The following is a 20,018-nucleotide window of genomic DNA, read 5'->3' on the forward strand; positions in this document are numbered from 1 at the left end:
CCTCCCGCTCCGGCCCCGGAGAGCAGCCTGCCCGCCACCCCGGCCCCGGGACCACCTCCGGTCGAGCCCTCCGGTCGCGGCCCCCGCCCGCCTCAGCCGTAGCTGACCGGCCGCGCGGGCCCCGCGGCAGCGGCCACCGCGTCCGCCAGGGGGCCGATGTCCGCCGCGGTCAGCGGGGAGACGGTGAGCCGGACCGCCTGGGGGGTGTCCAGCCGGAAGCGGGCCCCCGGGGCCGCCGCCCAGCCCGCGTGGAGCAGCCGGGCGACCGCCCCGGTCTCATCGCTCACGGGCACCCACACGTTCATCCCGCTGCGGCCCCGGGCGTTGACACCCCGGTCCGCCAGCGCCTGGATGAGCGCGTCCCGCCGGTCGCCGTAGGACCGCGCGACCGTACGGGTGTCGACGGCGCCCGAGGTCCACAGATGGAGCACGGCTCGCTGGAGCAGCCGGCTGACCCAGCCGGGCCCGAGCCGCTGCCGCCCCTCCACCCGGTCGACCGTGACGGCGTCCCCGGTGAGCGTGGCGACCCGCAGATCCGGGCCGTACGCCTTGGCCGCCGAGCGGATGAACGCCCAGTGGACCGTCGCCCCGGCCAGCGGGTGCAGCGGCAGGTCGACGATGGCGTGCCCGTGGTCGTCCTCGATCAGCAGCACGTCCGGGTGGCGGGCGAGGACCGCGCGCAGTTCCCGGGCGCGCCGGGCGTCCACCGACGCACCGGTCGGGTTCTGCGCCCGGCACGTGACGACGAGGGCCCGCGCCCCGGACCGCAGCGCCCGCTCCACATCCGCGGCCAGCGGACCGGAGTCGTCCACGCCGACCGGTACGGCACGGAGCCCGAGCGCCGGTACGAGGTCGAGCACGCTGCCCCAGCCCGGATCCTCCACGGCCACCGTGTCGCCCGGCCTGAGGTGCGCCGCGAGAGCCCGCTCGATCGCGTCCAGGGCACCGGAGGTCACGGCGACCGGCCCGGCGGGGACCCCGTCGGCGTCCAGCACGGCGCGGGCGTACGCGGCGAACTCCGTGACCACGGGGGCCTGCCCGTACAGACCGCGGCTCTCCGCATCGGCGGCGGCGGCCGCGGCGAGCGCCGACCCGAGGTCGGGCAGCAGCTCCGGATCGGGATTGCCCTCACCGAGGTCCCGGACGCCCGGCGGCGCCTCGACCCGCAGGGAGCCGCGCGAGGTGCTGGCCGGGGCGTCGCGCACCCGGCTCCCCCGGCGGCCCGCTGTCTCGATGACCCCGCGCTCGCGCAGCGTCCGGTAGGCGGCCGCCACGGTGTTGGGGTTGACCTCCAGACGCGCGGCCAACTCCCGCATGGGGGGCAGCACATGGCCCGGCGGGAGGTCTCCGGAGCCGACCCCGCGCTCGACGCTGGCGGCAATCTCCGATGCACGCCGCCCACTGATCCGATACTCTCCTAGCACAAACACTATTATGCACTAGTGCAATGGAGTTCAGCAAATGCAGCACACCGCAACGCCCGCCGGCGCGGGGCAGGACGTCGCCGCCTCCTACCTGCCCACCGACCGCACGGTCCCCACCCGGTCCAGGGACCGCGCCTCCTACGACCGGGAGCTGGTCCACTCGATCCTCGACGAGGCCTACCTCTGCCATCTGGGCTTCGTCCGCGACGGCGCCCCGGTCGTCCTGCCGACCCTCTTCGGCCGGATAGGCGAGCGGCTGTACGTCCACGGCTCGACGGGTTCGCGACCGCTGCGTGCGGCGAAGAGCACGGACCCGGGGCTGCCGGTCTGCCTGACGGTCACCCATGTCGACGCCCTCGTGCTGGCCCGGTCCGCCTTCCACCACTCGATGAACTACCGCTCGGTGGTGGTGCACGGCACGGCCGTGACGGTGACCGACCCCGAGGAGCTGCGGCTCGCCCTGGACGCGATCGTGGATCAGGTGGTGCCCGGCCGCTCCCAGGACTCCCGCCCCGCCAACAGCAAGGAGCTGGCCGCGACCGCGGTGATCCGGCTGGACCTGAACGAGGTGTCCGCGAAGGTCCGCACCGGCGGCCCCAACGACGAGCCCGAGGACGGCGCCCTCCCGTACTGGACCGGCATCGTCCCGCTCACCCGGGGCTACGCGCCGCCGGTCCCGGCGGACGACCTGGACCCGGCCATCGGCGTACCGGACTACCTGTCAGCGCTCTGACGACGACGGAGGCCGGCCGCCACGGGTGCGGGGGCCTCCGCCGATGCCATCCGGCTCCGGCCGGGCCCGTCACACCGCCACGGGCTCCTTCCGGCGGGCGACCGCCGCGCCGCGCGCCTCGGCGAGGGCCAGTCCGGCCACGGCGGCAAGCAGGAGCAGCGTGCCGAGGACCGTGGCCGCCGTCAGCCGCTCCCGGAGGACGGTCACCGCGATGACGGCGGCGCTCACCGGCTCCAGGAGCATGATCACGGAGACGGTGGCCGCCCGGACGGCGGCCGCTCCGGCGAAGTACAGCGCGTAGGCGAGGGCGGTGGGGACCGCCGCCACGTAGACGATCAGCCACAGCACCTGCCCGGTCTCGGCGGTGTGCGGCACCAGCCCCTCGGCCAGGGCCATGGGCAGCAGGCCCACCGCTCCGATACCGAACGCCCAGGCGCTGGTGGTCAGCGCGTCACCGCCGCCGCCGTCCCGCCCGAGCCACCGGGTGAGCAGGGTGATCGCCGCGTACCCGGCGGCGGACAGCAGCGCGAGCAGCACCCCGGCCGGTACGACGTCGCCGCCCTCACCGCCCAGGACCAGCACGGCGAGCCCGGTCAGTGCCCCGGCAACCGCGGCCAGGCCGCCCCGGCCGAGGCGTTCGCCCAGCAGCACACGCGCCCCGACGGCGATGAGGACGGGCCCGGCGCCGAGCGTCACGACGGTGCCGACGGCGAGGCCCGTGACCTCGACCGCGGCGAAGTACGCGCTCTGGAAGACGGTGAGCCCGATACCGGTGCCGAGGATGCGGAGCAGTCGGCGTCGCCGGGGTTCGGGCTCCCGGGGCGCGCGGCGGGGGCGCAGCGCGAGCGCCCCGGCGAGCAGGACGAGACCGCCCGCGCAGCGCCAGAAGGACAGGGCGAGGGGGCCGAGATCGCTGACCCGGAAGATCAGGGAAGCGGCCGCACCGGCGGTGCCCCAGGCGACTCCGGCGATGACGAGGTACAGCAGGCTCCGCCCGACGGGCAGCGCGGATGCGACAGGGAAGGACATGGGAATTCTCCAGCGGAAGACAGGGTTTCGACGGGTCGCTCGGCTCCGCACGCGGGCAGCGACGAACCGCTCGGGGACTGCCCGAGCCCGGTCTTCGTCAGGAGTGGCCGCGCGCGCTAGGCGGCAGGCGGCGGCAGCACAGTCAGATGCATGGTCCGCACACTAATGCGGGGCCCGGCCGTGGGACAACTCGCCCTCGACCGGCCCGGCCACCGCCCCGGTGCCGGCCCCGGCGGCGACCGGGCCCGAGGGGGGCTTCGGGGCAGCGGACTGGGCGATGAACGCACCGGTCAGCACGACGAATCCACCGATGAGCTGCGGCGCGGAGAGGTGCTCACCGAGGAGCACCCAGGCCAGCCCGGTGGCGATGACCGCTTCGAGGCAGGCGACGACCCCGGCCACCTGCGGCGAGAGCATCCGGACCGACACGACCCCGGTGGCGTACGCGAGGACGGTGGCGAGCAGCACGATCCAGCCGAGCAGCAGCCAGGCGGGGACCTCGTTGCCGTTCATGCCCGCGCTGCCGCCCAGCAGCGCCCAGTCCATGCCCCAGGGGCGGGCGACGACCGTGAGGACGGCCGCGCCGACGATCAGTCCGTACGCGATGACGCCGACGGGGTGCGGCGGTTCCGCGCCTTCCCCGGAGCGGTCGTCCTGCCCGCCGTGGTCGGACAGGACGAAGTACCCCACCTGGCAACAGGCGGCGCCGAGGGCGAGCAGCAGTCCGAGGAGATCGAAGCTGAGGCCGGCCCAGACCTCGACGACACACGCGAGTCCGCCGACGGCCAGCACCACACCGACGGCGGCGGCGCGGGTGACGGGTCTGCGCTGCACGAAGCGGACCCAGCCGAGGACCAGCGCGGGCGCGAGATATTCGACCAGGAGCGCCACCCCGACCGGGATACGGGAGATCGAGGCGAAGTAGAACGCCTGGACCCCGGCCACCGCGAAGAGGCCGAACCCGGCGAGCAGGGCGGGGCGTTCCCGTACGAGGTTCCGGTGGCGCCAGGCGACCGGCAGCATGATGACGGCGGCGCCGGCGACGCGCAGCCAGACCACGTGGAGCGGGTCGAGCCCCGCCTCGATCAGCGGCTTGGCCGCCACTCCCGAACCGCCGAACGCAAAGGCGGAGAGCAGGGCGAGTCCCAGCCCTGCGCCTCTGCCCTGAAACCTCGAAGACGCGTGCATCGGCACATCATGGCAGCAGTCGACAGCACCGTCACCCTCGTGACACCTGTCGAGACGACGCCCCCGGGACAAGCACCACGGCGCCTCAGCCGCGCCGGAACTCCTCGGCCGCGAGCACCCCCGCCGCACGGTCGGCCAGCCACCGGGCGTCCACGCCGCCACGGGCGAGCACCTCCACCGCGCGCGACTCGGCGTCGGCGGCCAGCGCGGCGAGCAGGTCGAGACCGGCGGCCCGGTCCTCGCCGCGCGACGCCGCGCGGTACAGCGCGTCGTCCAGGGCGGCCAGCGCCGAGGGCGACCAGCCGTCGGCGGCCGGGTCGCGCACCATGGGAACGGCCCCGGAGTCCTCGACGGAGCCCTGCCAGCGGAGCCCGTAACCGATGGTGCGCTGGACAAGATAGCCGAGCACCCTGGCGAGCTGCGGCCCGCCGTCGAAAGCCTCACGGACCTCGGGGTCCGTCTCGATCAGCGAGTGCAGGAGGTGGGCGGTGTCGATCTGGCGGTCCCCGTCCCGCAGCGCACGCCTGCGCGCACCGGTCAGCACCGCTGCCAGTTCGTCGGTGAAGCGGGCATCGAGTTCGGGGTGGTTCGGTGCGGGCTGCTCAGGGATCCGCGGCGTCCGGTTTTGCACCCCTCTACCCCATCAGTCCCGCAGCCGAAAGGCATCGCCGGAGCGACCCATTGGGCATCCCACCGAAGTTGGGGACGGCAGAGCGATCCGTCATCCTTGCGGATGAGATCGTGCCGGGGGAGGCAACCATGCGGCCTCCGGGGCGCGCGCCGCCTTGCATCGCGCGCCCCCTCGGCAACCGCGGGCCCCCGCGCGCACGTCCCTCATGCCACAACGCACACAGCGGGGACGGGGGGGGAGGAGGAACGGGTGTTCTGGATGGTCGCCCTGCTCGCCCAGGACGGGCTGCAGTACGTCTACCGCGTGTACGCACCCGAGGACGCCCTGCCCGCCGATCTCTTCTGGACGGCCTTCCACTGCCACGACGACGGACCCCACCCCCGAGCGTCGGACCGCTTCGACGCCGCGGTGATCTGGCGGCAGCGGCAACCCCAACGGATCTGACTGCTCATCAGTATTGAATGTTGACGCGGCCCCCGCTACGTTCCGCGACACCGGTACCGGACGAACCAGGGGTGGTCGCATGGCCGAAGTCAGCGCCGAGGCACGGATCGAGGCACCCGCGGGGAAGGTCTGGGACCGCCTGACGGACTACTCCTCGTACGGGGAGTGGAACGCCACCCACACCGGCTTCCCCGGGGGCGGGCCGGCCGAGCTGAAGCTCGGGGCCGCCTACGAGGAGAACATGAAGCTCATGGGCTTCCCGGCCGAGGTGGCCTGGACGGTCGACGCCCTGGAACAGGGCCGCCTGCTGGCGACCCGGGGCAAGGGCCCGATGGGGGTCAACCTGGCCATGCGGTACTCCCTGACGCCGGAGGGCGACGCCACGACGGTACGCATCGACGGGGAATTCACCGGCGCGGCGGTCTCGCTGATGGGCGGCAAGCTCACGGACTCCGCGACGGCGGCGCTCCAGGAGTCACTGCGCAAGCTCGGCGGGCTCGTGACCCCGTGACCCACACCCGGGCGGTACGTGAAGGGCCCCGCGGAATCCGTTTCCGCGGGGCCCTTCACGTACCGTCTGCCGCGCACGGCTGAGCACTCACCTCAGTGCTCGTCGGCGAGGATCAGGTAGAGCTTCTTGCGCGCGTCGTTGATGACGGTCAGCGCCTTCTGCCGCTGGCTGCCGCATCGCGGACGTAGTCATCACCTACCGGGGCCCGGTCACGATCGGGGCTCGTCCCCGTACCGGGCCACGAGCGTGGCCGCGCGGTCGCGCAGGGCAGTGCGCAGGGACTGCGGAGACAGGACCTCCGCGTCCGTGCCGAGCTGCCACACCGCCCATTCGGCGTGCCGGGCGTCCTGGAAGGTGACTTCGAGGCGCGACCAGCCGTCCGCTTCGAGGCCCTCCGCGCGGACCGCCCGGACGGTTCCCAGCAGCTCCTCCCGTCGCGTCGGACTCACCCGTACCAGCGCGGCGATGTGGTCGTCGGAGAGGAACCGCGCGGAACGTTCCCGCCAGATCCGGTCCAGGTCGACGCGGTCCGGCCGCTCCGCCGCATCGGGCAACTCCTCGGCCGCCAGCACGCGCGACAGCCGGTAGGTGCGGTCCTCGCCGGATCGCGTGGCCAGCAGATAGCCCCGGTCCCGTACGGTCACCAGGCCGATCGGGTCCACCGTGCGCCACTGCGGTGCCCGGCCCGTGGCCGCGTAGTGGATACGCAGCTTGTGCCCGGCGAGCACGGCGCGGCGGACCGCCATCATGGTGGTGTCTGGCACCTCGTCGGTGACCGTACGGCGTGAGAGCAGATCGGTCTCCGGGTCGACGAGGAACCGCTGGGCCGCGTCGCCGGCGGCGGCCTGATGGCTCTCGGGCAGCGCGTCGACCACCTTCCGCATGGCCGAGGCGAGGGCCGCCCCGAGGCCGAACACCTGCTCCCCGCGTCCCGATCCGGCGGCCAGCAGGGCGAGGGCCTCGTCGTGGTTCAGCCCGGTGAGCTCGGTCCGAAAGCCGGGCAGCAGTGCGAACCCGCCGTGCCGGCCGCGTTCGGCGTAGACCGGGACGCCGGCCGAGGACAGCGCCTCGATGTCCCGCAGCACCGTGCGCGTGGACACCTCCAGCTCGCGGGCCAGGGCGTCGGCGGTCATCCGGCCGCGCTGCCGCAAGAGCAGGACCAGCGAGACCAGTCGGTCGGCACGCATGCCGAAACCCTAACGAATACCTGACCAAGGGTGTCGTGATTGCTTGGAAGGCTCCCCTCACGACGTCGAAGCCGACGGCTGCCGAGCCGACGGACGGACGTCCGTACCCATCGTGATCGAATGGAGCTGACGTGGCAGTGGAACGAACGGCCGTCAACCCGGTGACCTGGTCGGTCGACCTGGGCTTCAACCAGGGCGAACTCGTCTCCGGGCAGTCCCGGACCCTGTACATCGCGGGGCAGACCGCGACGGGCGACGACGGCAAGCCCCGGCACGACGGTGACATGGCGGCACAGTTGGCGCTGAGCGTCGACAATCTGGAGGCCGTCCTGACCGAGGCCGGCATGTCTCTCGCGAACCTCGTCCGGCTCAACGTCTACACGACCGACGTCGATCTGCTCTTCCAGCACTACGGCACGCTGGCGGGACGGCTGGGAGCGGCCGGGGTGGCCCCGGCCAGCACGATGCTCGGGGTGACGCGGCTGGCGCTCCCCGGGCTGATGGTCGAGCTGGAGGGCACCGCCGTCGCCTGACGCGGCCTCGTCGCCGGTCCGGCCCGAGTGGGGCCGGACCGGCGGACGAAATCGCCAGTCGAACCCGGCGGTCGGCCGCCGCAGGGCTCCCGCTGGGACGTGTACCACAGGGCCGCGCGCGGACCGGGCCGCCGTCGGCGACTCCGTACGGACAACGCCCCGCCCTCCCCCGCCAATCCGTCGGACACGGCCGGGACGGCGCGTCCGAGCCACCGCCGGGCGACTTGGGTCCCCCCTTCCCTCTGCCCGCGCGCCCCTGGCACAGATGGTGAGGTCTCACCCTCACACCGGAAGCGCTGCCATGAACCAGGACCGGACAGCCGAGCTCACCCCTTCACCATCGACCTGACCTTCGAGGAAGCCCGGCGACGGGCCGAGGCCGTCGCCGCGATGGGGCCCGACTGGGATCCGGTGGCCGCCCTCCGCGGCGAGAACGAGGCCTACGCCCTGCTCCACTCGGGCCTGGACGCCGAACAGCAGCGCACCTACGACCGGCTGGTGGCCGCCGGTGTCCTGCCAAACGAGGGTCCTGTCCGTGCGGCTGCCCTCCCCCACCGCCACGGCGGCGCCTCCTGCCCCTGAGGCGCCGGCTGACCCGGAGCCGCCGGAGGCCCAGGAGCCAGACACCGCGAATTGGCCTTGGCCGGTCTCCGTTCCGGCGCTCTACCGTCGGCGTATGAGGATTCGCATCGTCGACGCGTTCACCGACCGCCCCTTCTCCGGCAACCCCGCCGGTGTGCTCCTGCTGGACGGCGGCGCGTTCCCGGCCGCCGAACGCCTCTCGGAGATCGCCGCCGAGGTCAACCTCTCCGAGACGGCCTTCGCCCACCCGCTGCCGCCGGGCGGCACGGCCGACTGGGCGCTGCGCTGGTTCACCCCGGTCGCCGAGGTCGACATGTGCGGGCACGCGACGCTCGCCACCGCCCACGTCCTGCACACCACGGGCCTGGCCACCGGCCCGGTGCGCTTCACCGCGCGCTGCGGGATCCTGAGCGCGACCGCCCACCCGGACGGCAGCCTCACCCTCGACTTCCCCACCGCCCCGCTGTCCGAGGAGCCGGTGCCGTACGGACTCGCCGACGCCCTCGGGGCCGACCCCGTCTCGGTGCACGACACCGGCGAGCACATCGGTGACCTGCTCGTCGAGCTCCGCGACGAGGCGACCGTACGGGCACTCGCCCCGGACTTCGCCGCCCTGACGACCCACTCCCGGCGCGGCGTCATCGCCACCGCCGCGGCCGAGGACCCCGCCCGGGGCTACGACTACGTCTCGCGCGGCTTCTTCCCGGGCGTCGGCATCGACGAGGACCCGGTCACCGGCAGCGCCCACACCGCGCTGGCCCCCTTCTGGTCGGCCCGCCTCGGCCGCGACGACCTCACCGGGCTCCAGGCGTCGGCCCGCTCGGGGCTGGTCCGCACCGCGCTGCGCGGTGAGCGCACCCTGCTGACGGGCACCGCGGTCACGGTGATCGACGGCGAACTGCTCACCGCCTTCTGACCCCCGGAACCTCTCCGGACACCGGAGCAGGCACCTACGGCGTCGGCAGCCAGTCCACCCGGCCCGCGAGCAGCGCGTACCCGACGAACGCCCCGATGTCCAGGAGCGCGTGCGCGACGACCAGCGGACCCACCCGGCCCCAGCGCCGGTAGAGCAGCACGAAGACGACACCCATGACCACGTTGCCGATGAAGCCGCCGATCCCCTGATACAGGTGGTAGGACCCGCGCAGTACGGAGCTGGCCACCAGGGAGGCCATCGGCGTCCACCCCAACTGCCCGAGCCTGCGCAGCAGATACCCGACGACGATGACCTCCTCCACCACGGAGTTCTGAATCGCCGAGAGGATCAGTACGGGAAACTTCCACCAGACGTCGGGCAGGGACTCGGGAACGACCGTCAGGTTGAACCCGGTGGCACGGGCCACGAGGTAGAAGGCGAGACCGGCGCTGCCGATGCCGGCCGCGACCAGAGTTCCCCGGCCGACGTCGAACCGGGGCCTGGTCCGGTCGAAGCCGATGGCCCGCAGCCCCGCCCCCTCCCGGATCAGCAGATGCGCCACCAGCGCGACCGGCACCAGAGCCGTTGCGATCCCGAACATTTGCCAGGCCAGATCAAGCCATGGACGGCCGGGAGCGTAGGAGCCGTTGAGCGTCGCCGCCTGGTCCTTCAATCCCCCCGGTTTCGTCAGGGATCCGACAAAACTGATGAGGGCCGACAGTGCGCTGGCACCCAGGGAGAGCGCCAGGACCAGCACCACCTCGGACCGCAAGATCCTTCGTGACACGGCCTCTTGGGGATAAGAATCAGCCACGCGCCCGGCCTCCACCTGCACACCTGTCTCTTGTTCTGCCATCGCGTCTCATCCCACCGACCGTCCCGCCAGGGTCTCGAATACAGGTACGAAGATCATGCGCGACAGGCCGGGAGACGACCACCATCTCTGATGGTCGGGCCCCCTTTTCCTTGTTTGATCCTCAAGGAGGGGTACCACCGACATGGGACGTCATAGCTTGCCCGACAGCCACGCGGCGGAGGGACGCCGGGGTCACCCGAGCATCCGGCATGCCCAGGAGTGAGGGGACCACAGGCCGTACCGGAGTGACGGGCCCACTCGCCGGTCCCGTCACTCCCTGGCGTACGACCGCCCTCAGGGCGCCGGGAACCCCACCGGCCAGGTGTGCACCGGCTCCCCGGCGTGCATCAGCTCGGCGTAGCGCCGCGTCATGGCCGCGAGGGCCGCCTCCCGGCCGAGCCCGGCGTCCAGGGCCCGGTCGTACGTGGCGACCTGCCAGGAGGCCCCGTTGACGCGCCGCCTGCACCGCTCCTCGATCACGCCGAGATAGCGGTCCCGGTCCGCGGGCTCGATGTGCCAGGCGTCCAGGCCGGCGGCGGCCAACGGCAGCAGCTCCTCCAGTACCAGCTGTACGGCGGGGACCCTGCCCAGTCCGCCCGAGCGGCCCGACCGGGGCCAGAGCATCTCGGCCTCGATGCCGTGCCGGCAGGCCTCGGTGAAATTCTCCTCGGCGGCCTCGAACGGCAGCCGGGTCCACACCGGCCGGGACTCCTCGGCGAGCGCCCGCACGAGCCCGTAGTAGAACGCGGCGTTGGCGATCACGTCGGTGACCGTCGGCCCTGCGGGAAGGACGCGGTTCTCCACTCGCAGGTGGGGAACGCCGTCGGCGATCCCGTACACCGGGCGGTTCCAGCGGTAGACGGTGCCGTTGTGCAGCACCAGCTCGCCCAGCTCGGGCACCCCGCCCTCGTCCAGCACCTTGAGGGGGTCCTCGTCGTCGCAGATCGGCAGGAGCGGCGGGAAGTACCGCAGGTTCTCCTCGAACAGCTCGTGCGCGGAGCCGATCCAGCGCTCCCCGAACCAGGTCCTGGGGCGGACGCCCTGGTTCGCCAGCTCCGGCGGCCGTACGTCGGTGGCCTGCTGGAACAGGGGCGGCCGGGACTCGCGCCACAGTTCCTTGCCGAACAGGAACGGGGCGTTGGCGCCCAACGCGATCTGGACGCCGGTGATCGCCTGCGCGGCGTTCCAGACGTCGGCGAACCGGGCCGGTGTCACCTGGAGATGCAGCTGGACCGAGGTGCAGGCCGATTCCGGGGCGATCGAGGGCGAGGTACAGACCAGTCGCTCGACGCCTTCGATATCGAGGGCGAAATCCTCCCCCCGGGCGGCCGCCATTTGATCGTTGAGCAGGGTGTAGCGATCCACGTCCGAGAGATTCGCGGACACCACGTCGTGCTCCCCCAGGGTGGGCAGGATTCCGATCATCACGATCCCCGCGTCCACCTCCCCCGCCTTCCGGTGGGCATAGGCGAGGCCGGTCCGCAACTCCTCCGAGAGCTGATCGAATACCCGGCCGCCGAGGCGGTGCGGGACGATATTCACTTCGAGATTGAACATCCCCAGTTCGGTCTGGAAATCCCGGCTCGCGATGCGCTGGAGCACTTGCTGATTCATCATGCGGGGCATCCCGTCGGAACCCGCGAGATTCAGCTCTATCTCCAGCCCCATCAGGTTCCGCGGACGGTCGAACCTCCGCTCCTCCAGAAGCCTCCCCAGCCCCTCCAGGCACCGGTTGAGCTTCGTCCGGTACGCCTGTCGATCGGACAGGTCAACGGCTCCCGCCACGACCTTCTCCCCCATCGAGGGGTCCCTCCTCCATTGGGCGGCCCGCGGCCCAGGCCGCTCGCATCACGATCGATAATGCCCAGCGAGAGTGATCCGTAACGCCCCCACCGGCCTCCGATACCCGATAGTCTGGTTGCAGGAGACCGGGGGCACATTCCCACGGCATGCGGCACGGGGCATTTTCGGCTGGTTCATGCGTGGTGAAAACACCGACGAGTTTCGGCCGTCCGTGCTACCGGAAGGGTGCCTGGTCGGGGCCGACTGCGGCAGATCGAATCCTCAGGAATACCGCGATTCGAAGGCCGGATGACGCCTTGCGAGGCATATCCCCGACTGCTAGCGGAAACACTGTGTGAACACGCGTCATATAAACTCCGCTCAACGAGGCAGAGAGTTGATACGACTCGCCCGTCACCGGCCTCCTCTGGCCCGCACGCCGACAGCGCCGTCTGCACCCGCCCAAGCTCCACCGTGTCTCCGAAGTGAGAGGCGACCCACTATGCCGCTGCATGTTCCCTCGGCTCCCGCGCCCGCCCTGCGCAGCGTTCTCGCGGCCCTCGGTTCTCCCACCGCCGTCCGCGAAGCCCGAACCTCCGCTCTCCGGTCCGTCCAGGGACCGCTGAGCCCCGAACTACCGCTTCCCGTGCATGTGCTGGACCGGATCGCTCCCACCGGGGCGGCGCCGCTGACCCGCCTGGCGGCCTGGCGTTTCCTGATCCGGAGCGAGGGCCGCGCGGTCGCCGCGGCGGACACCGTGCTCACCCCGGACGGCTGGACGTTCTCGCACTTCTTCGAGGGCCCCTACCTCGCCTCGACCGAGCTGGCAGTGCGGCAGGCGGAGGCCTCGGCCACCGGCTGCCAGGCCCGGCTGCTGTCCATCCCGGAGCTGTACATGCTCACCCTGTGGCTGCACGGCGACACCGAGGCCGATCCCTCCGGCGGGGTGCTCGCGCCGACGGACGTCCTGGTGCCCCTGGCGCCGGCCCCGCCGGGCATCGCGGCCCACCGCCCGCACCGGGTCGCCGATCTGCTGCCCGTCATCTCGCTGCGGGTGGCCCCGGGGCCGCTCCTCAGCTCGGCCTGACCGACGTCGCCAGGGCCCGGGCAGAGCGCCCCCGTGGCGACCCCGATCCGCCCCCGCACGACGGGCGGCGGAAAGGGGTCACTGCGGGGGCGCTGTGCTGTCCGTTCGGACTAGTCCCATCCGGCCACCCCGAACCACCCAAAGGGACAGTGCAGTTGCGGTGAACCGTCCGCGCGGGTGATGCGTCATGGGAGGAGTACGGGTGCTGCAGCGAAATCCCTGCGGATTCTTCCCCGTAGGGCAACACTGGGACCGGACCGACTGATACGGGGGCGGCCATGAACGACTCATCCAGCCGCAGGACACTCGACTCGACGCAGCGAAAGAACCCATCCATGTGCCAGCACCAGCCACCCTGCCCCACCGCCGATTCGCCCGACCGGGAGGCCGCCCGCCTGACGGCCCACCACCCCGAACAGGGGTGGAGCCTCCTGTGCAACGGGGTCCTGCTCTTCGAGGACACCGGCGAACTGCTGCCCGACGGGCAGATCATCGCCCCGCACCGGCCGCTGGCAGCCGGCCGCGTGGTGAAGGCCGCCTGAGAGCGGCCGCACGGAAGAAGCCGTACGAGAAAAGGGGCCGGCCCGGAGAGATCTCCGCACCGGCCCCGACGCATGTCCGGCGCGCGCCGCTCCCGGCGCACGCCCTACGACAGGCTGATTCAGTTGTCGTACTCGTCCAGCGGCGGGCAGGAGCAGACCAGGTTCCGGTCGCCGAAGGCCCCGTCGATGCGGCGCACCGGCGGCCAGTACTTGTCGGCGGCGGGCACCCCGGCCGGGAAGACGGCCTCCTCGCGGCTGTAGCCGTGCTCCCAGTCACCGCCGAGCGCGGCGGCGGTGTGCGGGGCGTTGGACAGCGGGTTGTCGTCCGCGCTCCACTCCCCCGACGCCACCTTCTCGATCTCGGCGCGGATCGCGATCATGGTGTCGCAGAACCGGTCGAGCTCCGTGAGGTCCTCGCTCTCCGTCGGCTCGATCATCAGCGTGCCGGCCACCGGGAACGACATGGTCGGCGAGTGGAAGCCGTAGTCGATCAGGCGCTTGGCGACGTCGTCGATGGAGACGCCGGTCGCCTTGGAGATCGGGCGCAGGTCCACGATGCACTCGTGCGCGACCAGTCCGGCCGGGCCGCTGTACAGGATCGGGAAGTGCGGCTCCAGGCGCTTGGCGATGTAGTTCGCGGCCAGCACGGCGACCTGCGTCGCCCGCTTGAGGCCCTCGCCGCCCATCAGACGGACGTACGCCCACGAGATCGGCAGAATGCCCGCGGAGCCCCACGGGGCGGCCGAGATCGGGCCCACACCGGTCTCCGGGCCCGCGGCGGGCTGGAGGGGGTGGTTGGGGAGGTACGGGGCGAGGTGGGCGCGGACGCCGACCGGGCCGACGCCGGGGCCGCCGCCGCCGTGCGGGATGCAGAAGGTCTTGTGCAGGTTCAGGTGCGAGACGTCGCCGCCGAACTTGCCGGGCTTGGCCAGCCCGACCAGCGCGTTGAGGTTGGCGCCGTCGACGTACACCTGGCCGCCCGCGTCGTGCACCTCGCCGCAGATGTCGGCGACGTGCTCCTCGAACACCCCGTGCGTGGACGGGTAGGTGATCATGAGCACGGCCAGCTCGTCGCGGTGCAGCTCGATCTTGGCACGCAGGTCCGCGACGTCGACCTCGCCGTCGTCGGCGGTCTTCACCACGACGACCTTCATGCCCGCCATGACGGCGCTGGCGGCGTTGGTGCCGTGCGCGGAGGACGGAATGAGACAGACGGTGCGCTGGTCGTCACCGTTGGCCCGGTGGTACGCCCGGACGGCCAGCAGGCCCGCGAACTCGCCCTGGGAGCCGGCGTTGGGCTGGATGGACACCGCGTCGTAGCCGGTGACCTCGGCGAGGCGCTCCTCCAGCTCACGGATGAGGGTGAGGAAGCCCTGCGCCTGCTCGGCCGGTGCGAAGGGGTGCAGCGCGCCGAACTCGGGCCAGGTGATCGACTCCATCTCGGCGGTCGCGTTCAGCTTCATGGTGCAGGAGCCGAGCGGGATCATGCCGCGGTCCAGCGCGTAGTCGCGGTCGGCGAGCTTGCGCAGGTAGCGCAGCATCGCGGTCTCGGAGCGGTGCTGGTGGAAGACCGGGTGGGTCAGGATGTCGTCGGAGCGCAGCAGGGCCTCGGGCAGCGCGTCGGCGACCGCGGCGTCCAGCGCCTCGATGTCGCCCTCGGCGCCGAAGGCCGCCCAGACGGCGGAGATCTGCGCACGGGTGGTGGTCTCGTCGCAGGCGATGGAGACGTGGTCGGCGTCGACGAGGCGGAGGTTGACCCCGCGCTCGCGGGCGTCGGCGACGATGCCGGCGGCCTTGCCGGGGGCCCGGACGGTCAGGGTGTCGAAGAACGCGCCGTGCACGACCTCGGCCCCGGCGGTGCGCAGGCCGTCGGCGAGGATCGCGGCGTAGCGGTGGGTGCGGCGGGCGATCGTCCGCAGCCCCTCGGGGCCGTGGTAGACCGCGTACATCCCGGCCATCACGGCGAGGAGGACCTGCGCGGTGCAGATGTTGCTGGTGGCCTTCTCGCGGCGGATGTGCTGCTCGCGGGTCTGGAGGGCCAGGCGGTAGGCCTTGTTGCCGTCGGCGTCGACGGAGACGCCGACGAGGCGGCCGGGCAGGGAGCGGGCGAACTTCTCGCGGACCGCCATGAAGCCGGCGTGCGGGCCGCCGAAGCCCATCGGGACACCGAAGCGCTGGGTGGTGCCGACCGCGATGTCGGCGCCGAGCGCGCCGGGCGAGGTGAGCAGCGTGAGGGCCAGCAGGTCGGCGGCGACGGTGACGATCGCGCCCAGCTCGTGGGCCTGCTCGATGACGGGCTCGATGGCGCGCACGGCACCGGAGGCGCCCGGGTACTGGAGCAGGACGCCGAAGACGCCGCGCTCGGCGATCTCGGCGGGGATGCCCTCGCTCAGGTCGGCGACGACGACCTCGACACCGGTGGGCTCGGCGCGGGTCTCGATGACCGCGACGGTCTGGGGCAGGGTGTCGGCGTCGACCAGGAAGACGCCCTTCTTGACCTTGCCGACGCGCCGGGCGAGGGCCATCGCCTCGGCGGCCGCGGTGCCCTCGTCGAGCAGGGAGGCGCCGGAGGTGGGCAGCCCGGTCAGCTCGGCGACCATCGTCTGGAAGTTCAGGAGGGCTTCGAGGCGGCCCTGGGAGATCTCCGGCTGGTACGGCGTGTAGGCCGTGTACCACGCGGGGTTCTCCATGACGTTGCGCAGGATGACGGGCGGCGTGAAGGTGCCGTAGTAGCCGAGGCCGATCATCGGGGCCAGCACCTCGTTGCGGTCGGCCAGCGAGCGCAGCTCGGCCAGCACCTCCGCCTCGGTGCGCGCCGAGGGAAGGTTCAGGGCCTCCGCACTCTTGATCACGTCGGGCACCGCGGCGGCGGTCAGCTCGTCGAGGGAGCCGTAGCCGACCTGGGCGAGCATCTTCGCCTGGGCCTCGGCATCGGGCCCTATGTGGCGCTGCTCGAACGGAATGCCCTGCTCCAGCTGGGAGAGCGGAGTGCGACGGGGGGTCATGGTGGAGGCCTCCTGGTCTGTCACGACCTGCGAGGGGCACCACGGCGCGGGTGCCCGGACGGCCTCCCCCTCTGTCATCTCAACCTGAGAGCTTCACCGGCCCGCCCGGGGGCGTGCCGACTTTCACCGTCGGTGAGGGTCGGTTCCATCCGGGCCTGTGCCCGCACGGATCCGCCCTGCTTTCCAGAGTGACCTCGTCCGTGCGGTACGGGGGCCTGAGAGATTCCGGGGAGGAGTTGCTCCTTCGGCGCCTCCGGATTCTCCACCGGAGGACTCTCCCGCACAGGGTCAGCAGCCACTGCCAGCCTACCAGCGGCCACCGCGCCGGAGCTCTCGAGTGGCCGAGACCACGGATCTGCATTTGTCTGGTGCTGGTGGAGCGACAGGGACCACCGTAAGCAGTCCGCGACCAGTGGGAGGCACCGTGCAGACGGATATCGATCCGCGCCGCCTGATCGGCCGCAAGGCGTTCGATCGCAAGGGCGCCAAGATCGGAACGGTGGATGAGGTCTATCTCGACGACGCGACGGGTGTGCCCGAGTGGGCGGCCGTGCGCACCGGCCTCTTCAGCAGGGACGCCTTCGTCCCGCTGGAGCCCAGTGAGTTCGTCGAGGACGCGCTGCGCGTCCCGTTCGACCGGGCGTTGATCAAGGGTGCGCCGGACTTCGGCGTCGGCCGACACCTGTCGCCCGAGCAGGAGCTGCAGCTCTACCGGCACTACGGGCTGGACTCCCCGCCGTCGGAGGAGGCCGCGCCCGAGGACCGGGACTTCGGCAGGCTGGCGGGCCAGGAGGAGTAGTCGGGGCTCTCGCGGACGAGCGGCAGCGGATCGGCGGGCCGCAGCAGCGGGTCGTCGATCCGGAAGGTGAGGACCCGGCCGGGCGCGCTCCACGGTTCCTCGAACCGGACGGTGACCCGGCCGATCCCGCTCCCCTGCACCCAGCCGTGCCCGTGCTCCTCGTGGTGCACGTCGTGTCCGGCGGGCCAGCGCCGCGCGGCGAGCTGCTCGGCGCTGTCCGCCTCGGGCTCCGGGACTGCTTCCTCCTCGCCGCCCTCCGCGCTCGGCGCGGAGTGTTCCAGGGCCCGCTGCGCGAGCTCCCGGGCATCGGCGGCCTGGGCGAACAGGTCCTCCTGGGTGTAGTCGGCAAGCCCCGTGACCCCGACTCCCAGGAGCCGTACGCCGCCCGTGGTGTCGACGGACTCCAGCAGCCGCCCCGCCGCCTCGCGGACCACGGTGGGGTCGTCCGTGGGGCCTCTGAGCGTCTCGGAGCGGGTCAGCGTGGAGAAGTCGTACCGGCGTACCTTCAGCACCACCGTGCGGCCCGACCGGTCGGCGGCGCGCAGCCGCTCCACGCACCGCACGGCCAGCCGCTCGACCTCGGCGCGCACCCGCACCCGGTCGTGCAGGTCCACGTCGAAGGTGTCCTCCACCGATACGGACTTGGCGTCCCGCTCGGCGACCACCGGCCGGTCGTCGAGGCCCAGCGCCATCCGGAAGAGCCCGTGGCCGTGGGCCTTGCCGACCAGCCGTACGAGCTCCGCCTCGCCCGCCTCGGCCAGATCGTGGACGGTGGTCATCCCGGCGCGCCGGAGATGGTCGCCGGTGGCCGGGCCGACCCCCGGCAGGATGCGTACGGACATGGGGGCGAGCAGCTCGCGCTCGGTGCCCGGCTCGATGAGGACGAGACCGTCGGGCTTCGCCTGCTCGGAGGCGATCTTGGCGAGCATCTTGGAGCCCGCGAGTCCAACGGATCCGCTCAGGCCGGTCACGGCGCGGATGGCCACCCGCAGCCCCTCCCCCGTGGCGCGGGCCGAGGCCGCGTCGTCCGCAGTCCCGCCGGCCTCCAGGTCCACGAAGGCCTCGTCCAGGCTGAGCGGCTCCACCAGCGGGGACAGCCGCCCCAGCAGCTCCATCACCTGGTCGCTCACCGTCCGGTACAGCGAGAAGCGGGGCACCAGGTAGGCCGCGTTGGGGGCGAGCCGCCGGGCCTGCGCGGTGGGCATCGCCGAGTGCACGCCCAGGCGCCGGGCCTCGTACGAGGCGGTGGCGACCACTCCCCGCGGGCCGAGGCCGCCCACCACGACCGCCTTGCCGCGCAGACTCGGCTTGGCCGCCTGCTCCGCCGACGCGTAGAAGGCGTCCATGTCCAGGTGAAGGATGGTGGGCGCGGGTCTCACACCGTCGATGCTGCCCTACGGCACTGACAACGGGACGGTCCGGCACCCCGTGGGGCACCGGACCGTCCCGTGTCCGTCGTACTGTCGCGTCGTGCCGCTCGCCCGGGCTGCTCAGCCCGCGCGGTTACGCCGCCGGGCCAGCTCGTCCGCGGGGTTGTGGCCGATGAGCGTCTCGCCGGTGTCGACCCGCTCGCCGTGCAGCTGCGAGAGTGCGGCGTCCACGTCCCTCCAGACGACGCCGACGGCGATCCCGAAGACGCCCTGCCCACCCTGGAGCAGGCTGACGACCTCGTCGGGCGAGGAGCACTCGTAGACCGTGGCTCCATCGCTCATCAGCGTCATGCGTTCGAGGTCCTGGAAACCGCGGTCCCGCAGGTGATGGACCGTGGTGCGGATGTTCTGGAGCGCGACCCCGGTGTCCAGGAACCGTTTGACGATCTTGAGGAGGACCACGTCCCGGAAACCGTAGAGACGCTGGGTCCCCGACCCGTAGGCCGGGCGCACACTGGGCTCGACCAGTCCCGTACGCGCCCAGTAGTCCAACTGGCGGTAGGTGATCCCCGCCGCCGCGCACGCCGTCGGTCCGCGATAGCCGATGTCGCCGGCATCGCTCGCCGCTGCCACGCCGCCCGCCGCCATCGCCGCCGGTTGAACCGGCTGCCTGATGGTGTGGTCGGCTCCACTGCCGTGCTGCGGATACGGCCCACCCGCCGCCGCTCCGTCGCCGCTGCTTCTCACGCCGACCTCCGTCCTTGACCTGCCCACTCGAAGGTAGGCAGTCACTCGGGGTGCGTCAACGATCGCCACACTCGGCACGCCGAGTGATAATCACCCTGAGGGTGGTTTCCCGTGTCTCGTTTCCGGGAAAGGCTTGTCGGATGCGCTGACGGCACCCCCTTGCGGGACGGTCACTGGCTGTTCGTACCGAAGTCCTCCGGAGAGATCTGGTCGAGGAATTCGCGGAACTTCTCCACCTCGTCCTCCTGCTCGTCGGGGATCGCGATGCCCGCATCGTCCAGCACGCCGTCACTGCCGTAGATCGGCGTGCCGGTCCTCAGGGCGAGCGCTATGGCGTCGGAGGGCCGGGCGCTCACCTCGACTCCGCTGGCGAAGACGAGCTCCGCGTAGAAGACCCCTTCGCGCAGGTCCGTGATGCGGACCTCGGTGAGCTCCTGGCCCACGGCCTCGAGCACATCCTTGAACAGGTCATGGGTCAGCGGCCTGGCGGGAGCCATGCCCTGCTGGGCGAAGGCAATCGCGGTCGCCTCCCCCGGACCGATCCAAATGGGGAGGTACCGGTCGCCTCCCACTTCACGCAGGAGAACGATCGGTTGGTTGGAGGGCATTTCCACCCGGACACCGACAACGTCGAGCTCGTTCACACAGCAAC

At 72.2% G+C, this 20,018-nt stretch carries 20 protein-coding genes, 1 pseudogene and 1 riboswitch; of the genes and pseudogenes, 9 read left to right on the forward strand and 12 right to left on the reverse strand.

Annotated features, from left to right (window positions below; all coding sequences use genetic code 11):
- Positions 1-92 precede the first annotated feature (92 nt).
- On the reverse strand, positions 93-1,424 hold the full coding sequence (locus D3105_RS14475) for an aminotransferase class I/II-fold pyridoxal phosphate-dependent enzyme (protein WP_118903627.1): 1,332 nt from the start codon (positions 1,422-1,424) through the stop codon (positions 93-95).
- Between the two features lie 37 nt (positions 1,425-1,461).
- On the opposite strand from D3105_RS14475, the gene D3105_RS14480 reads away from it, so the two are divergent.
- Positions 1,462-2,157 carry a pyridoxamine 5'-phosphate oxidase family protein gene (locus tag D3105_RS14480; RefSeq protein ID WP_118903628.1) on the forward strand — a complete coding sequence of 232 codons (696 nt, stop codon included), beginning with the start codon at positions 1,462-1,464 and terminating at the stop codon, positions 2,155-2,157.
- A 69-nt stretch (positions 2,158-2,226) separates the two neighbouring features.
- On the opposite strand, the gene D3105_RS14485 is transcribed toward D3105_RS14480, so the two are convergent.
- The 3 genes from D3105_RS14485 to D3105_RS14495 form a co-directional block, all read right to left on the reverse strand.
- Positions 2,227-3,186 carry a DMT family transporter gene (locus D3105_RS14485; protein WP_118903629.1) on the reverse strand — a complete coding sequence of 320 codons (960 nt, stop codon included), beginning with the start codon at positions 3,184-3,186 and terminating at the stop codon, positions 2,227-2,229.
- Between the two features lie 162 nt (positions 3,187-3,348).
- Entirely contained in the window at positions 3,349-4,374 is a 1,026-nt protein-coding gene (locus D3105_RS14490; protein WP_118903630.1) for an EamA family transporter, read from the reverse strand.
- Positions 4,375-4,459: 85 nt separating this feature from the next.
- The gene (locus D3105_RS14495) at positions 4,460-5,005 is read right to left on the reverse strand and encodes a Clp protease N-terminal domain-containing protein (RefSeq protein ID WP_118903631.1); all 546 of its coding nucleotides are present in this window, start codon (positions 5,003-5,005) and stop codon (positions 4,460-4,462) included.
- A gap of 249 nt (positions 5,006-5,254) precedes the next feature.
- Here D3105_RS14495 and D3105_RS14500 point away from each other — a divergent pair, with 249 nt between their 5' ends.
- On the forward strand, positions 5,255-5,449 hold the full coding sequence (locus tag D3105_RS14500) for a hypothetical protein (protein ID WP_118903632.1): 195 nt from the start codon (positions 5,255-5,257) through the stop codon (positions 5,447-5,449).
- Positions 5,450-5,528: 79 nt separating this feature from the next.
- Positions 5,529-5,960, forward strand: coding sequence for a type II toxin-antitoxin system Rv0910 family toxin (locus tag D3105_RS14505; RefSeq protein ID WP_118903633.1), 432 nt, complete (start codon positions 5,529-5,531; stop codon positions 5,958-5,960).
- A gap of 92 nt (positions 5,961-6,052) precedes the next feature.
- Here the strand turns inward: D3105_RS14505 and D3105_RS14510 are convergent.
- Both D3105_RS14510 and D3105_RS14515 read right to left on the reverse strand, forming a co-directional pair.
- A pseudogene (locus tag D3105_RS14510) lies at positions 6,053-6,127 on the reverse strand (PadR family transcriptional regulator); the annotation flags it as partial.
- A gap of 42 nt (positions 6,128-6,169) precedes the next feature.
- Complete coding sequence (locus D3105_RS14515) at positions 6,170-7,147, reverse strand: helix-turn-helix transcriptional regulator (protein ID WP_118903634.1); 978 nt, start codon at positions 7,145-7,147, stop codon at positions 6,170-6,172.
- A gap of 137 nt (positions 7,148-7,284) precedes the next feature.
- On the opposite strand from D3105_RS14515, the gene D3105_RS14520 reads away from it, so the two are divergent.
- The 3 genes from D3105_RS14520 (at position 7,285) to D3105_RS14530 (ending at position 9,178) form a co-directional block, all read left to right on the forward strand.
- The gene (locus D3105_RS14520; protein WP_118903635.1) at positions 7,285-7,680 is read left to right on the forward strand and encodes a RidA family protein; all 396 of its coding nucleotides are present in this window, start codon (positions 7,285-7,287) and stop codon (positions 7,678-7,680) included.
- Between the two features lie 390 nt (positions 7,681-8,070).
- Entirely contained in the window at positions 8,071-8,262 is a 192-nt protein-coding gene (locus D3105_RS14525) for a DUF6400 family protein (RefSeq protein ID WP_425315738.1), read from the forward strand.
- Between the two features lie 94 nt (positions 8,263-8,356).
- The gene (locus D3105_RS14530; protein ID WP_118903636.1) at positions 8,357-9,178 is read left to right on the forward strand and encodes a PhzF family phenazine biosynthesis protein; all 822 of its coding nucleotides are present in this window, start codon (positions 8,357-8,359) and stop codon (positions 9,176-9,178) included.
- A gap of 34 nt (positions 9,179-9,212) precedes the next feature.
- Here the strand turns inward: D3105_RS14530 and D3105_RS14535 are convergent, their stop codons facing one another.
- Both D3105_RS14535 and D3105_RS14540 read right to left on the reverse strand, forming a co-directional pair.
- Positions 9,213-10,013: a CPBP family intramembrane glutamic endopeptidase gene (locus D3105_RS14535; RefSeq protein ID WP_118903637.1), complete on the reverse strand. Its 801-nt coding sequence runs from the start codon at positions 10,011-10,013 to the stop codon at positions 9,213-9,215.
- Between the two features lie 315 nt (positions 10,014-10,328).
- Complete coding sequence (locus D3105_RS14540) at positions 10,329-11,834, reverse strand: glutamate--cysteine ligase (protein ID WP_118903638.1); 1,506 nt, start codon at positions 11,832-11,834, stop codon at positions 10,329-10,331.
- Positions 11,835-12,318: 484 nt separating this feature from the next.
- On the opposite strand from D3105_RS14540, the gene D3105_RS14545 reads away from it, so the two are divergent.
- Both D3105_RS14545 and D3105_RS14550 read left to right on the forward strand, forming a co-directional pair.
- Positions 12,319-12,903: a hypothetical protein gene (locus D3105_RS14545; protein WP_006123068.1), complete on the forward strand. Its 585-nt coding sequence runs from the start codon at positions 12,319-12,321 to the stop codon at positions 12,901-12,903.
- Positions 12,904-13,238: 335 nt separating this feature from the next.
- Positions 13,239-13,445: a DUF5999 family protein gene (locus D3105_RS14550; protein WP_007452228.1), complete on the forward strand. Its 207-nt coding sequence runs from the start codon at positions 13,239-13,241 to the stop codon at positions 13,443-13,445.
- 119 nt (positions 13,446-13,564) lie between these two features.
- Here D3105_RS14550 and gcvP read toward each other — a convergent pair whose 3' ends face one another.
- Positions 13,565-16,450, reverse strand: coding sequence for an aminomethyl-transferring glycine dehydrogenase (gene gcvP / locus D3105_RS14555; protein ID WP_118903639.1), 2,886 nt, complete (start codon positions 16,448-16,450; stop codon positions 13,565-13,567).
- A 193-nt stretch (positions 16,451-16,643) separates the two neighbouring features.
- A riboswitch (glycine riboswitch) is annotated at positions 16,644-16,741 on the reverse strand.
- Positions 16,742-16,874: 133 nt separating this feature from the next.
- On the opposite strand from gcvP, the gene D3105_RS14560 reads away from it, so the two are divergent.
- Positions 16,875-17,249, forward strand: coding sequence for a PRC-barrel domain-containing protein (locus D3105_RS14560; RefSeq protein WP_118903645.1), 375 nt, complete (start codon positions 16,875-16,877; stop codon positions 17,247-17,249).
- Here the strand turns inward: D3105_RS14560 and D3105_RS14565 are convergent.
- From D3105_RS14565 to D3105_RS14575, 3 genes are all read right to left on the reverse strand, one after another.
- Positions 17,168-18,628 (reverse strand): DNA polymerase IV, encoded by a 1,461-nt coding sequence (locus D3105_RS14565; protein WP_118903640.1) that lies wholly within the window; start codon positions 18,626-18,628, stop codon positions 17,168-17,170. The two genes, D3105_RS14560 and D3105_RS14565, sit on opposite strands and share 82 nt — an antisense overlap.
- A gap of 111 nt (positions 18,629-18,739) precedes the next feature.
- Positions 18,740-19,366, reverse strand: coding sequence for a MerR family transcriptional regulator (locus D3105_RS14570; protein WP_118903641.1), 627 nt, complete (start codon positions 19,364-19,366; stop codon positions 18,740-18,742).
- Positions 19,367-19,536: 170 nt separating this feature from the next.
- Positions 19,537-20,010 carry a bifunctional nuclease family protein gene (locus D3105_RS14575; RefSeq protein WP_006123076.1) on the reverse strand — a complete coding sequence of 158 codons (474 nt, stop codon included), beginning with the start codon at positions 20,008-20,010 and terminating at the stop codon, positions 19,537-19,539.
- Positions 20,011-20,018 lie beyond the last annotated feature (8 nt).

The organism is Streptomyces globisporus (genome assembly GCF_003501885.1).
Lineage (GTDB): Bacteria > Actinomycetota > Actinomycetes > Streptomycetales > Streptomycetaceae > Streptomyces > Streptomyces globisporus_D.